Consider the following 12,306-nt stretch of genomic DNA (forward strand, 5'->3'; position numbering starts at 1 on the left):
GGCCCGCCGAAGCGGGCCGGAATGGCGTCAATCGATCGCCGCGAAGATGGCATTTGCCTCGGCGTGTTCGCCGGCGAAGTCGCGCAGGGCGTGGTACTTCTCGGCCAGGTCGTCGCTGCGGTACTGGCTGCACAGTTCGCACAGGGCGTACAGCGTTGCCACGATGCCGGCGGCGTCCGCCGACATGGTCCGGTCGCACCAGTTCATGGGCCATACGATGTGAAGCGTCTCGTAGTCGGCCGGCGCCATGTAGAAGCCGTTCGGGATTTCGTAGTAGTGCCAGAAGCCGCCGCTGTACTCCTGCGACAGACGATCCAGCCAGTTGTAGACGGAGATTTCTCCGCGCAGCATCAGGCGGCTGCCGAAGTGTTTGGGCAAGAAGGCCAGACGATCGTGATCGGGGACCAGGCGGGCTTCAGCGCGGGTGGCGTGCATCATGTAGTGCTCCTTGGAAGAGGGCCCCAGCCGGGGTGGCAGGACGGGAGCACTGGCGCCCTGCGGAACAAGCGCCGGGGGCAAGGGGACGTGGAATATAAAGCGCGCGTAGCGAGCGGCTATATGCCGCTACAGGGACTTCCTGGTCGTTGCAAGAGCCATAGAAAAGTTGCCATCAAAGCGTTAATTAAGAACCGTACGGGAACGAACACACGCATACGTGAACGCAGCGCCGATTCGAAGATGACGAACGAACATGGTGCAGACTGCGCTTCTACAGTCGGTCTTGTGCGCTTAACATCACGCGGACCCAGATACAAACCGCTCAGCAAGGCTCCATTCGAAAGTCGGCGCTAACTTCACGCCGGCGGCATATACGAGCTTGCTTGCTGACGGTCTGACCAGTTCTAGTATCTTCGCTTGCGAGCTGCCGATGCGTTACACAGACTCAGGATGATGACGTACTGAACGGGCTAGGACTCACGTACGCTCGATCAAATTTCCGATCAAGCGCCAGGACCGCCCACAGAATCCTGGCGTTCTTGTTGGCCAAAGCAACGGTCGCTTTCTGCCATCCGATACGGTCACATAGTTTTTTCGCCCAGACTGAGGATGGATCATTTCTCTTCGCGCACGAGAAAATTGCCGCCTTGGCGGCGGTGACGATCAGGCACCGCAAGTAGGAATTCCCGCGCTTTGTAATTTTCCCGAGATTGGCCTTTCCTCCACTTGAGGACTGCTTGGGCGTCAACCCAAGCCAAGCGCCGAACTGGGCTCCGCTCTTGAATTGTCGAAAGTCGCCGACGTAGGCGACCAGAGCCGAAGCGGTAATCGGGCCAATGCCCACCAATTCTGTCGCGCGTCGCGCCTGGGGATCTCGCCTCACATGCTCGTTAATGCGGTCATCACACCAGGCAAGATGCTCTTCAAGCTCGATCCAATGTGAGTACGCCTGCCGGATTACGAGGCGTGCAAATGCTGGCATTTCGTTGGTAGCGTCATCGATTATGTCCGCTAACCTACGTCGCAGCACTTCCGGAGAACGAGAGACGCCGATGCCGAATTCCGCCAAAAGTCCACGAATCCTGTTGATGCACGCAGTTCGTTCTTCCTTAACGCCCTCGCGGACCTTATGCACGCTCATGATTGCCTGCTGCTCTGCCGATTTAATCGGGATCGCATGAATGTGCGGTCGCGAAGCGGCTTCGCAGATCGCAGCTGCGTCGTTTGCATCGTTCTTCCCGGTTTTTCCCTGGATTCGGTACGGCGCAACAAACTGCGCGGCAATGATCTTCACATCCAGGCCAAACGCAGTTAGCTTGCGCCCAATATGATGGGCGCCCGAACTGGCTTCCATTGCCACCACGCATCCTTCTGGAAGTTGAATACACCACTCGAAGAATCTCTCTCGAGATACGGCTCGATTGACTATGGTCGCGCCCGCGTCATCAACAGCATGGATCTGCAGGACGGTTTTCGACAGGTCTACCCCAACCCTAACAATCTGCGCCATGATTCGTCTCCAAAGGAATAAAGATGACGATTGATAGTACGGCTGCGGAGTTCGCCATCAGAAGGAAGTCCCTTTGTATTCGAAAGCCCCTTGAGCCTGGCGCGCGCAGGGCCAAGATGCGCCCAGGCCTGACACCCAGGCTGGTCCCGTTCCCAGCACCATGCCGTCCGCCTTCTCCGAATCGGATAGCGTCCGAATGACAGCAAGTTCGGCGGTTGAGAGGCGGGACGTGATCGTCGTTGTGGCGGGCGATCCCTTCTTCCGAGGAGGTTGTGAGCGAGCCGCACCAACAAATCTAGCCCGAGACGGAAGCTACTCTGCTTGCCACGTGCGCGCCAGACGTGGAATCGTTTGGGTGCGCTGTCTATGCCGCATATCGCCCCTGCACGCCGATTTTCTTCGATCTGAACAATAACTTGCCGGAATTTGCTGGGCGGAATACAAGTACTGTCAGCCGCCAGAATCAGGCCACTCTCGGTCATGTCACACCAAACCTGCAAGGAAGGCCTTTGAAAGACGTTGACCTTGCTGCATTGCAGATCGCCTGCCGGAATTTGGCGAGAGGCGCCCTATGGTCAGAACAGGGAACACCCGAGATTGCCGTGGCGAAGCTTGCGGGCGAATTCATGCGAATCGTAGCTACGCAAGTCGCTGACGTGATCGAATGCGGTCGAGATCCCAACATAGTCACACGTGCGGTCAGCTACCTGACCTATACCCATGTCGCTCCAGTTGGAGTCGATGTGAAATGGTGGTTCACTGAGTTGCTCACTTGCCTAGTTGAACTCGCCGTGCCATCAATGATCCAGACGCCCGAATCCAGCGCTTTCCTGCTCGATGTGCAAGAAGGGATCGCGGAATCTTTGGGGCCGGGAGAGGACTAGAGGCGGGGGCCTAAAAGAGCCCGGCCTATACTGAACTGACAGCTCCTTCCGACGAGGTCAGCGATGTGCGGTCGATTTGTCCAGAAGTCGGGTCCGCTCGATTACGTCGAGCGGATCTTTACCAATTTGGGCCAGATCTTCGCGGACCCAACGGGGCCGCGATTCAACATACCCCCGGGCACACGCCCGCTCGCTTTGCATCGCCTGGCCGAGGGCGCGGAAGCGATGGCACGCCTGCCCTGGGGCTATAAGCGCCCCGACTCCAAGCACTTTATGAGCAACGCGAAGCTGGAGACCATCTTGAAGAACGGGTGGCCCTGGCGCTTCCTGATCGGCGCCGGTCGAATTTTGGTGCCTGCCGATGGGTGGTATGAATGGCCCGTGCAGCCGGACGGCAACAAACAACCGTAATACATACATGGCGAAGCCCAGCTCTACTTTGCGGCGCTCACGGCGTGAGAATCGGGCGCTGAGCTCGATGCCGCGCATGGGTTCGCTATCGTGACAAACGACACCCGGGGCGGGATGGTGGATGTCCACGCCAGACTGCCTGTGGCGCTGCCGCCGGATGTCGCTCGGCGATGGGTCGATCCGTCCTACCTGACGCCCGACGCCCGCGCGCTATTGAACGAAAGCGTGCCTGAAGACGCCTTCACCTGGCATCCGGTGCGACAAGAGGTGGGAAATTCGAAATATCAGCTTCCGGACGCTATTGAACCAATATAACGGCGCCAGCGGTTCGTTGCGTCCCCGACTTGTAGTCCGCCCCGAGTTTAGCGGCTGAACAACTCCCAACATCTAGGCTGGAACGCGCTTTGCAGAGATACGTCATTGGCTAAACAGCGTCAGCGCGCGGAAGAGATGACGATGAACTCAGATGAATATCTTGCAAAGATGATCCTTCGCTCCACACCTCCACGCCATTTCGGGGATTGGGCGGACATCCTAAATGAATACGCCTTCTGCCTAGAGAAATGCAGCGGGAAGCTGGACGCCGAAGAACTCGACCGCCTCTTAGACGTCGGCGCGATGTTCTATCGAACGCTGGCGCGTGCGGAAGCCTATCGGGAGGAAATCATCAAGGACACGTGACGCCTGCTGTGGACCGCAAACATCATCCTGAGCGGATAGCCATCCCGCTTCCCAGGCGTCCACAGCCGCCTGCCACTCATGAATTGGCTGCCCGCTATGCCCCGCCATATTGTGGGCCTTCAAGAAGGGGCAAGACAATATCGACTCGCCGCAGCGCGCGGCCATCGCGCCCAGTTCCACAACGCTATGCATGATGGTTCTCCGAGAGACGGTTCACTCAGTTTCCCGAATTCAGCGCGCTTGGGTCAACGGATGCAACATTTTGAGGTATGACTGAAAAATCGGTTGGCGTGGCACTTCCGTCGCCGAAGCTCTGGACCAGCGTTGCCAAGTCACGGACTGACCGGCCAGCATGGCCGGACAAGGCGGTCGCCCCAACAATCACAAGGACCAGCCGCATTCAATTTATACTGTATATAAATACAGTACCCTTCCCCCCGCGCATCATGCTTTGCACTGTTACTCGTACCCACCACCTCGGTGTAAAACGTCCCGACCGAGACCCTGCTCCGGCGATCACCGGCACGGTCCGTATGTACTCGATCATGCGCGATGACATGAAGCGGTACATCCGCGTCATGACCATGGACGGCCTTCAAAAGTTCGGGGCGACCGCCAAGGGCGCAATCCCCGACCTTCTACAGCCGGAATTGCTAACGTTCTCGTCGGACCGAGGCATGATGGTCTGCGGCTTTGAAGAGATCGACGGTCGACGTTACTACCAGGGCTGGTGGATGCAATGGATCCAAGCATCACCTTGTAGGAACTAATGAATGTTCTCCTTACGACGGCGTGTGCGCTCAATACGCAGTCGTTAGATTCGGTCTATCTTGCTTCCCCTGAGCTGGCGGCGCTGCGCACGAGACTGGACGAAATCGCCGATGAACTGCACCGGCTTCAGGCCGACGCGGCAGGCTGCCCGTGATCGGCGCGAAATACATAGCACTCAATACCTCGCCGGAGCCGGTTTCGATTTTTAGCTCCAATTGATGGTCGATGGGGGCCGGTGGGTATGTGGGAGAAGCGCGGGTAGCCGGTGGGCATACCCTGTGGTCAAGCGCGTGGTCAGGCGGAGCCTGTCCACCGTTTGTCCATCAGCGGTTGTCCAGGGGCCGAGCACAGCGAGCCGGGCGGTCGCGAAGCGATCATCCACATATCCACGGGTCCGGATAAACGTGTTTTGAATGGGGTGTTTAGCGGCTAAACAGACCGAAAGGTCTGCAATCGGCCAGAAACGGTCAGCCATGGCAGACTTCCGGGCGACGGCTTCAGGCTGTGAGCCGCCGGTCGGCCCCGCCTTCCCATGAATGACGGCTGCCAGGAAGAGCGGACACTTAAGAGCAACCGGGCTCGCCACCCATATCTGAAGACCTGATGCAGCCAGCGTGGTCACTCGTGGACAGTGGCAGCGAGAAGGCGCATATTCATGACCTATTCACTCGGTGGGAAACCATCATGGAAGTCACTGCCCCGGTTGTTCACCGCGATCCCTGGAACAAGGGCAAGATCGTCGGACAGAAGGCACCCTTCAAGCCGAAAGACATCTGGGCGCTGCGCGTACGCCTTCAGATGGAGAGCCGGGCGCGAGAACTCGCGTTGCTCAACTTCGGAATTGACAGCAAGCTACGCGGATGTGATCTTGTCTCCCTCAGAGTCCGCGACGTTTGCTATGGCGATCAGGTCGCTTCACGCGCAGTCGTCATGCAGCACAAGACGCAGCGGCCAGTGCAGTTCGAGATCACCGCGACCACGCGCGACACGCTTCAGAAGTGGATCAAGGCTGCGGGCCTGAAGTCCGACAACTTCTTGTTCCCCTGCAGGCTGCACAGCTCTCCCCATCTTGGTACCCGCCAGTGCGCAAGAATCCTGGAACATTGGGTCGAACAACTGGGCCTGGATCCGGCGGACTACAGCACTCATTCAATGCGCCGCACAAAGGCGACGCTCATATATCGCAGGACCAAGAATCTTCGCGCTGTTCAGCTGCCACTTGACCACTCCAAGCTCGAGTCGGCCGTCCGCTATCTTGGCATCGAGGTCGACAATGCTCTTGAGATTTCTGAATAGACGGAAATCTGACAGTCTTGTACAGCAACTGTTCCACGTTCGCCGCCCGGGGTGTGCCCACAGCTGCCTATGATCACCTCTTCGACGGTCAACGTCGACGCGCAAGCATGGCGGTGAGAATGCGAAGACGTCGGCCCTGGCCGCTGGATGCAGCCCCAGTATTCCGATACATTCTATTTACATGGCAAAATTCAATGCCAGCACTGTCCGTTTCTTGACCTATGCAGGCCGCGCCGGATGGTGATTGCGGGCATGCCTCATCAACCCAGCCGCCAGAGATAGAGGAAACAGGAGACTTCGAGTTGCAGCCGACACAGCACATGCCACCTCCGTCCGAACAGCTGCAGCCCGATACGCAAGCTCTGCCAGTCGATGCAACAGTACTTTTCGTAGCGCTGCAGTACCAGTTGCTCGTGGCCGTAGAACAGTGCCACGACCTCATGCCCGGGGAGTGCCTGTGGATTGAAGCCATGGGCGATGTCACCGTGCCGGGCAAGACCCAGATCGAGGTCAAGCACTACCGTGACAAGCTGACCGACAGCCACCAGAACTTCTGGAACACGATCCGGAACTGGCTGCATGAGCGGTTTGACCGCAGCAGCTACAAGTCCCTGGTGCTTCTGACGACTCAGGAGTTCGGAGCCCAGAGCCGCCTCAAGGACTGGAACATCCTGACCGCTGTGCAGCGGCTTGAGCGCATGCAGGAGATCGGCGGCGACGGGGCTGGCGTACCGCGGACGCAAATGGAGGAGCCACCCGAGCCTCAGGACGAGACCATCCAAACTGCTGAAACTACGGCCCGCAAGCCGCCCAAGGCGCGGGCACTGCAGCAGGAGGTGCTAGCGCCCGAGAACCGCGCGGCGCTGATGGAGGTGTTGGAACGCATGCTCATCATCCCGGGCGAAGACGCTCTGCCAGAGCGCATCGACAGCTACAAGACCCGCTACCTCAAAGCCATACGACCGTCACTGCAGCAGCAGTATCTGGACGACTTGCTGGGCTTCATGTTCAGCACCGAACTCGTCCTGAACGGCTGGAAGATCACCCACGAGGCGTTCACCGCCAAGCTGACGGCTCTGAACGCCTCGTGCATGAAGCATCCGGCAGAGTTCCCTTTGAGGGATCTCCGACCGCTGGAAGAAAAAGTCGATCTCGACGAAATCAGGCCCATGCTCTTCGCCAGGAAGATCCTCGAGATTGAGGGCGAAAAATATCTCAAGCACGCGGCCCTGCACCGCCTGTTTGCGCAGGACACGATTTCCGGGCTCTTCAAGGATCAGATTCCCATAAAGCCCTCGCTCGACCTTTACCTCCACAACCACCGCAGCAACCATTTTGTGGCGCGAGAAGCCGCCATTCTGGATTGCGACGGGCTGCAGGACGACGCGGCCCTCAAGAAGGCGTCACTCAAGTTCTACCTGGCACGTATGAAAGCTCCGACGGAACCTTTTTGCGCCATGGCCAACACCATGCCGGAATTTCGCAATGGCATTTATCACATGCTGGCAGACGAGCCCCCCGAAAACAAGGACGATGAATTTCACTGGAAACTCTGGGAATGATGGATACCGCCGCCGATCATCTCTATATCCTGCATCGCAATGCCTTTGCGCTGGCGCCGGTGATCCAGAGCTTCTACCTGAACTGGGAGCCGATGGAGAAAGACATCCTGCTGAGCTATCTGGTTCTTCCCCTGGTGTCGTTTCCCGCGATGCAGGAGTATTTGCATACCGCCAATCGAACCAGCTCGATCCGGACGATGACATCCGACTCTTCGCGGTTGGTCGGTCTGGCGCTTCGCATCTCGGAATATGCGCCCATCACCAACAAGGCCCTGTTGATACTGCGCGCGGATGAAAGCCTTCAACTCAACGACGACCTGTCGGTTCTCGCCAGCGAAAACCGGCAGTCGGAGAATGCAGACCCCAAGATGCTGCGTTATGCGCGTCAGCTCGCCATGATATTCAGGAGTGAAAGCGTCGTGACCATTTATAGAATGCTGGGATTGAAGTCGCTATGAAATGTTATGTCCGATATATCGGCGTGATCGACCAGGAAAATGAGGCGCACAGCGTTAAGTTCAAGCAAGGCTTGAATATCATTACCGGCAAATCTTCGAAGGGCAAAAGTGCCATTCTCGACATCTTCGATTACTGCATGGGCAGCTCAGAAGACACGATTCCGCAAGGCATCATCACCCAGCGGGCGAAGATATTTTTCACCGTATGGCGCTTTTCCGGGATGGCGGTCGTCGCCGGCCGCAGGGCAGACAACGCCAACCAATGTTTCCTGCGAGAAGTCAGTGGCGAGCAGGCCAGGCATGTGCTGGCCTACGTCAAGGACGTGGTCAACTTCTTCACCGCGCAATACCAGCTTAGCCGGATCGAATTCTCCAAGAGCCTGGGGCGCTACTTCGGCGTCACCATGGACGACATCGACACCGACCCGCTGCAGAAGCAGCTCATTGGTCAGAAAAGCCCGACGCCTTCCATCCGTAGTTTTGCCTCGTTCATGCTCCAGCATCAAAACCTGGTGGCCAACCGGCATGCGATCTTTTACCGCTTCGACGAAAAGCGAAAACGCGAACAGGCCATCGATCACTTCAAGATCTTCATGGGGATCGTGGGAGAGGACTATTTCGACCTGGCCAAGAAACTCGCCGAAGCAGAAACCGAGCTCAAGCGTGCCCTGGCCGTCATCCCCAAGCAGGAGCAGATCAAATCGGCCGGCATCGAAGAGATGGCAGGCCACCTGCGTGAGTTCCACGCCCTGGCGGGCACGCCGCTGACAGAGTTGACCGCCGAAGAAATCTGGATGCAGCCGGCGCAGGCCTTGGAACGCTTGACCGGCATCGCCGTCACGGTCGATGGGCAGTCCGATACCTTCGACGCGACCCGCAAGGAACTGCGCACACGCAAGGCCGAGATCATGGCCGAGATCCAGAAGGCCCTGAACACGCGCTACCTGCTCGACGTCTCGACACAGCAAGTCGAGGGATTCGCCGGTGCCATGACGGATCTGCCCATCCCGAGGGCAACCCATCTGGACCATGCCGTGTGCCCGGTCTGTGCGTCACCCTCGGAGGCCGCCGAAGATGAGGCCAACAGACTCTCGGCGGCCATCCACTGGCTCAACGGCGAGCTGAAGGTCTCGGCCTATGCCCGCGAGGGCTTTGGCCAGGAGCGTCGGGACATCGACGAGCAACTCAAGAAGGCGCGCAAGGCCTTGCGGCAGGTCGAAAACGCACTGCGTCCACTGGACCAGGAGGCCGACCGCCTGCAGCGCTCGAAGTCTGTCGATGCGGCAGCGCAGAAAGCCAAGATCAAGCTGGAAATTGCCATTGAGCGCCGCATCGAGAGTCCGCCCACGGAAACCACGGAGTTGGTGAAGTTGCTCCAGGACCGGGTAGCGGACCTGAAATCGAAGAAGGCTTTGCTCGATGTTGCGCCCCGGCTGCTGGCCTTGCAACGCAACATCAACCGGCGCCTGGAGATCGTTGGCACACATTTCGACTTCGAGGACTCCTACAAGAATGGATCCCTGAAGTTCGACATCGATTCCTTCGACCTATGGCATGAGACACCGGGGGTAAACGGCGCGCCGGAGAAGAAAGTCTTCCTGCGGTCGATGGGCAGTGGCGCGAACTGGCTGTATTCGCACCTGACGCTGTTCCTGTCCCTGCACTACCAGTTTGCGGCCTACGCCGACTGCAAGCTGCCGCCCGTGCTGTTTCTCGACCAACCGACGCAGGTTTACTTTCCCTCCGCCGACTACGGAAAGGAGTTTAATGCAGCCCAATTGCGTGCGAACCAGGACGCCGCCAGCGCGCCCGGCAGCCCACAGTCCGAAACGACTGCGGACGAGCCCTCGACACGCGCCGCGAACTCGCCTGTGGACACGCACACACGCATCTCGACGGCCGATGACGACTTGAATACCGTCGCCAAGATGTTCACCGTCCTGGCCAAGTTCTGTGATGACACGGCACAGGAGGTCGGCAACAAGCCGCAAATCATCGTCTGCGACCATGCCGACAGACTGGAGCTCGGCGAGGGCTACGACTTCGAAGACTTCGTCGCCGATCGCTGGCGTGACCGTGGCTTCATCGCGACGTGACCCTGCAGCAGGCCCAGGCATACATCGGTCCGCCCGTATCGCCTGGATGGACCTGGCGGGCTTTGTGCTGGTGTTCGTACTGCTGGCGCTGGTAGGGTCTCTGAGTGACCGATTCGGGTCGAGAGCGGGCGTACACGGGGTCTGCTCGCGACTGTGCATTCAATCGGTCGTTGCAACACACTAGAGGCTGCGCAAGCAGAGAGAGTGTTGCACATGAAGCAAAGACCTCGAATCTACTACACGGAAGATCAGAGACTCCTCATGTGGGAGCGCTGGCGCAAGGGCGAATCGCTTCAGCAGATTGCTCAGCTATTTGGTCGAATTCACTCATCTATTCAGCGGATCCTTTCAGAGACGGGAGGCATTCAGCCAGCATCACGATGCCGTTCTCGTCTGGCGCTGACGCTAGCTGATCGAGAGGAGATTTCGCGGGGGCTGGTCTGCGGCCGGTCGATCCGTTATATCTCCGTAAAACTTGAACGGCCCGCCTTGCTGAAAGGAATTGACCTTAGCAACTACCCGCAAGCTAAGCTCAATGAAATTGCTAGAGCTCTGAACGAGCGTCCGAGGAAGACCCTGGGTTACGACAGCCCAGCACAACGATTTCAACAATCAGTTGCAACGACCGGTTGAATGCACAACCACAATCGGACATTCGCCTCAGCACTAGAGTCCAGGTTTGCTACTGGGGTTTCGGGCCCCATGCGCGTAGTTTCCGGGACTAGGCTCGGCCAACTCCCGGCATTCGCGATCTTGCGGTCAGTCCGCCGGATGCTTCTTTTCATTCGTCATAGCCAGTCCAGCCTCTCGCCATGCTTCGATCCCTCCCACGAGATACCGCGCAGGGATACCCCTTGCGTTGAGCGCCAACGCGATGCTTCGGCTGACTTCGTGGCCATGTACGCAATAGACCACGACAGGCCCGGACTTGTCGAAATTGCGCATCCATTCCGTAGGCTGCGCAGGGTCTTGCCACTCAGAGCCCGCAACCCTCTCGCAAGAAAGGGAAAATACCGCGCGCCGTCGCACGTCCAGAATTGCGATTGCGTCCACCGCCGCTGCTTCGGATGCTTGGATTTCCATCCCTAAGCTCGCTTCGTCTATCGCCCGGGCATACCGTGAAGCGACGACACGCCATTGGATTTCGGCCATAAATGAGTCGACGTAGGCAGCTGCCTTCGCACCAAAGTCGATGTGATAGGCGTGCTCGTACATGTCTAGTGCGAGCAATGTCGATGCACCAGCCAATAGCTGGGTGTGATCACCGGCCCAGTGATTGACCAACTTGGCGTCACGCGAGGACCACGCGAGGATCGCCCAACCGGATCCCCCACTCATCGCTCTTGCCAGAGAGGTGAATTCAGCGCTCCACTGATTGACAGACCCAAAATCGCGCTCCAATGCGACGGAAAGCCCTCCTGCGGGGAGTACCCCATCACCTCCTAGAACTTCAAAGTAGGCCTCGTGCAGAAACACGGAGTTAGCTGCGAGCAACTCCTCTCGCTTGGCGCCCACGAGCGAAAAGGCCGGCGTTGATTCCCAACGCGACTCCTTCATTTTTTTCCTAATAGCGTTCAATCGTGCCAGCGCGCCCAGGTAGTTGTTGTCATAGTGGCTGCGCACAAGCTTTCCACTCAGCCCAGAGATCCGTTCTGAATCCACGAGGAGCGGCTTTGCCAACAGTTCCATGATGACTCTCCTTTTGCTATTGCGCCTAACACGTTAGGCCGCTCTACCACTCTCGGACGCATAGTTCCAAGTGTGTGTTTCGCCGCGCGCGTGGCGGCACCAAGCGTACAAAGCGTCGTAGACCACCATGCCGTGTTCGAGCATCTGATGGTCGTCAGGGAAATTCCGAGACAGCCCGAGCGATACGGCCAGAAGACCGGCGCATTGGGGCGCAAGATCCAATCTGTCGGTATCCGCCCCGCGTACGATCACCGCCAAGTCCTTAAGACTTGCGTCGTGCAGTTCGTATTTATCCAGGAATGTGTCAAAGCTGCATCGCTCCCCGACGTGCGTCAGGGTCACTCCTGGGATGTCGTACGGCACAGCTCCCGTTGCTTCGGCCTCGCTCAGCACGCGGTCGGCCGGGACATACAGGAACTCGGGTTCTTTATCGATGTACCGGCTAATCAGCCAAGGACAGGCTATACGGTCAATCTTCGGATGCTCCCGCGTAATCCATTTCATGGCACC

The 12,306-nt window shown here is 58.2% G+C and carries 12 protein-coding genes and 2 pseudogenes; 9 read left to right on the forward strand and 5 right to left on the reverse strand.

Going from position 1 to position 12,306, the window contains the following annotated elements:
• Positions 1 to 27: 27 nt before the first annotated feature.
• Both IPU70_RS27050 and IPU70_RS27055 read right to left on the reverse strand, forming a co-directional pair.
• Positions 28 to 438: an antirestriction protein gene (locus IPU70_RS27050; protein ID WP_207472359.1), complete on the reverse strand. Its 411-nt coding sequence runs from the start codon at positions 436 to 438 to the stop codon at positions 28 to 30.
• Positions 439 to 883: 445 nt separating this feature from the next.
• Positions 884 to 1,948, reverse strand: a complete 1,065-nt coding sequence (locus IPU70_RS27055; RefSeq protein ID WP_127183285.1) for an IS110 family transposase — start codon at positions 1,946 to 1,948, stop codon at positions 884 to 886.
• 509 nt (positions 1,949 to 2,457) lie between these two features.
• Between IPU70_RS27055 and IPU70_RS27060 the strand changes: the two genes are divergently transcribed.
• The 3 genes and pseudogenes from IPU70_RS27060 to IPU70_RS27070 all read left to right on the forward strand — a co-directional run bounded on the left by IPU70_RS27060 (position 2,458) and on the right by IPU70_RS27070 (position 3,924).
• On the forward strand, positions 2,458 to 2,832 hold the full coding sequence (locus tag IPU70_RS27060; protein WP_207472360.1) for a hypothetical protein: 375 nt from the start codon (positions 2,458 to 2,460) through the stop codon (positions 2,830 to 2,832).
• Between the two features lie 63 nt (positions 2,833 to 2,895).
• Positions 2,896 to 3,558, forward strand: a pseudogene (locus IPU70_RS27065) (SOS response-associated peptidase).
• 141 nt (positions 3,559 to 3,699) lie between these two features.
• Complete coding sequence (locus IPU70_RS27070) at positions 3,700 to 3,924, forward strand: DNA-3-methyladenine glycosylase (RefSeq protein ID WP_207472361.1); 225 nt, start codon at positions 3,700 to 3,702, stop codon at positions 3,922 to 3,924.
• On the opposite strand, the gene IPU70_RS33110 is transcribed toward IPU70_RS27070, so the two are convergent.
• The gene (locus tag IPU70_RS33110; RefSeq protein WP_371819109.1) at positions 3,847 to 4,116 is read right to left on the reverse strand and encodes a CrpP-related protein; all 270 of its coding nucleotides are present in this window, start codon (positions 4,114 to 4,116) and stop codon (positions 3,847 to 3,849) included. The two genes, IPU70_RS27070 and IPU70_RS33110, sit on opposite strands and share 78 nt — an antisense overlap.
• A 341-nt stretch (positions 4,117 to 4,457) precedes the next feature.
• On the opposite strand from IPU70_RS33110, the gene IPU70_RS27075 reads away from it, so the two are divergent.
• From IPU70_RS27075 to IPU70_RS27100, 6 genes and pseudogenes are all read left to right on the forward strand, one after another.
• A complete protein-coding gene (locus IPU70_RS27075) occupies positions 4,458 to 4,694 on the forward strand; it encodes a hypothetical protein (protein WP_207472362.1) in 237 nt (78 codons plus the stop codon).
• A gap of 685 nt (positions 4,695 to 5,379) precedes the next feature.
• Positions 5,380 to 5,991: a tyrosine-type recombinase/integrase gene (locus IPU70_RS27080; RefSeq protein ID WP_207472363.1), complete on the forward strand. Its 612-nt coding sequence runs from the start codon at positions 5,380 to 5,382 to the stop codon at positions 5,989 to 5,991.
• A 302-nt stretch (positions 5,992 to 6,293) separates the two neighbouring features.
• Complete coding sequence (locus IPU70_RS27085) at positions 6,294 to 7,553, forward strand: hypothetical protein (RefSeq protein WP_207472364.1); 1,260 nt, start codon at positions 6,294 to 6,296, stop codon at positions 7,551 to 7,553.
• A complete protein-coding gene (locus IPU70_RS27090; protein WP_207472365.1) occupies positions 7,550 to 8,011 on the forward strand; it encodes a three component ABC system middle component in 462 nt (153 codons plus the stop codon). Before IPU70_RS27085 ends, IPU70_RS27090 begins: the two co-directional genes overlap by 4 nt.
• Complete coding sequence (locus IPU70_RS27095; RefSeq protein ID WP_207472366.1) at positions 8,008 to 10,107, forward strand: DUF3732 domain-containing protein; 2,100 nt, start codon at positions 8,008 to 8,010, stop codon at positions 10,105 to 10,107. The genes IPU70_RS27090 and IPU70_RS27095 overlap by 4 nt, the downstream gene beginning before the upstream one ends.
• Positions 10,108 to 10,320: 213 nt before the next feature.
• Positions 10,321 to 10,590 (forward strand): annotated as a pseudogene (locus tag IPU70_RS27100) (IS30 family transposase); the annotation flags it as partial.
• Between the two features lie 276 nt (positions 10,591 to 10,866).
• Here the strand turns inward: IPU70_RS27100 and IPU70_RS27105 are convergent.
• A complete protein-coding gene (locus IPU70_RS27105; RefSeq protein ID WP_207472367.1) occupies positions 10,867 to 11,796 on the reverse strand; it encodes a Fe-Mn family superoxide dismutase in 930 nt (309 codons plus the stop codon).
• Between the two features lie 33 nt (positions 11,797 to 11,829).
• Positions 11,830 to 12,300: a chromate resistance protein ChrB domain-containing protein gene (locus IPU70_RS27110; protein ID WP_076468622.1), complete on the reverse strand. Its 471-nt coding sequence runs from the start codon at positions 12,298 to 12,300 to the stop codon at positions 11,830 to 11,832.
• Positions 12,301 to 12,306: the final 6 nt, after the last annotated feature.

The sequence above is a fragment of the Achromobacter sp. SD115 genome (genome assembly GCF_017355315.1).
GTDB lineage: Bacteria > Pseudomonadota > Gammaproteobacteria > Burkholderiales > Burkholderiaceae_B > Achromobacter > Achromobacter xylosoxidans_B.